At 68.1% G+C, this 1,371-nt stretch carries 1 protein-coding gene; it reads left to right on the top strand.

Annotation, left to right across the window (positions count from 1 at the left end; translation table 11 throughout):
• Positions 1–1,371, top strand: a 1,371-nt coding sequence (ligA, locus tag J0695_RS32545; protein WP_206968244.1) for an NAD-dependent DNA ligase LigA, incomplete at both ends; no start/stop codon positions are given.

Genomic DNA, 1,371 nt, shown 5'->3' with positions numbered 1-1,371 from the left:
CTGGCGGTGGAAGGCAGCACCGGTGACCTCGCCGAGAAGCTGAGGGAATGGCCGCACAGCCGGATCCTCGAGTTCGCCGCCGGGCTTGGCATCCATACGGCGGCTTCCAGCGCGGTCGCACCCCGTACCGCGGCCACGACCGACGAGGTCCTTGCCCGGGTGGAGGAGATCGCAGCTTCGCGGGCAGAGCTGCCGTTCGGCATCGACGGCATCGTCATCAAGGCCGACCTCGCAGTCGACCAGCGCGATGGCGGATCCGGATCGCGGGCGCCGCACTGGGCGATCGCCTACAAGCTGCCCGCAGTGGAGAAGGTGACCCGGCTGCTGGCGGTGGAGTGGAACGTCGGCCGGACCGGCATCATCGCGCCACGCGCCGTCCTGGAACCGGTCGAGATCGACGGAAGCACGGTCACGTACGCCACCCTCCACAACCCGGCGGACATCACCCGCCGCGACCTGCGCCTGGGCGACCAGGTGATGGTCTACAAGGCCGGGGACATCATCCCGCGCATCGAAGCGCCCCTCGCGCATGTGCGGACCGGCGACGAGCAGCCGATCGTCTTCCCCGACGTGTGTCCGCAGTGCGGCTCCGAGATCGACACCACCGAGCAGCGCTGGCGCTGTGTACGCGGCCGCAACTGCCGGGTGGTGGCCTCCATCGCGTACGCGGTGGGACGCGATCAACTCGACATCGAAGGCCTTGGAGCCACTCGTGTGATCCAGTTGGTCGACGCCGGTCTTGTCGGTGACTTCGCCGATCTGTTCGTTCTGACCCGCGAACAGCTCCTGGCGCTGGAACGCATGGGGGAGACCAGCACCGACAACCTCCTGGCCGCCATCGAAGCAGCCAAGACACAGCCGTTGGCCCGCGTGCTGGCCGCGCTCGGTGTCCGGGGCACGGGACGTTCCATGTCCCGCCGTATCGCCCGGCACTTCGCCACCATGGAGCAGCTGCAGGCCGCGGAAGCCGAGGCGATTCAGCAGGTCGATGGCATCGGGGTGGAGAAAGCGCCGGTGATCGTTGCGGAACTGGCGGAGCTCGCCCCGCTCATCAGCAAGCTCGCTGCCGCCGGAGTGAACCTCAGCGAACCCGGTGCCACGCCACCCGCCCCGAAGGACCAAGCCGTGGAGGCTGAGGAGCAGACAGCAGCAGGACCGTTGGCGGGGATGACGGTGGTGGTCACCGGTGCCATGACCGGCCCCCTGGAGAAGCTCTCGCGCAATGAGATGAACGAACTCATCGAGAGGGCCGGCGGCAAGTCCTCGTCGAGCGTGTCCAAGCGCACCTCTCTCCTGGTTGCCGGGGACAATGCCGGATCCAAGAGGGACAAGGCTGAAGGCCTGGGCACACGCATCGTCACCCCCGACGAG

The sequence above is a fragment of the Streptomyces beijiangensis genome, from assembly GCF_017315755.1.
Lineage (GTDB): Bacteria > Actinomycetota > Actinomycetes > Streptomycetales > Streptomycetaceae > Streptomyces > Streptomyces beijiangensis.
The sequence above is the reverse complement of the archived record's forward strand: the minus strand, read 5'-3'. Positions and strand labels throughout refer to the sequence as shown.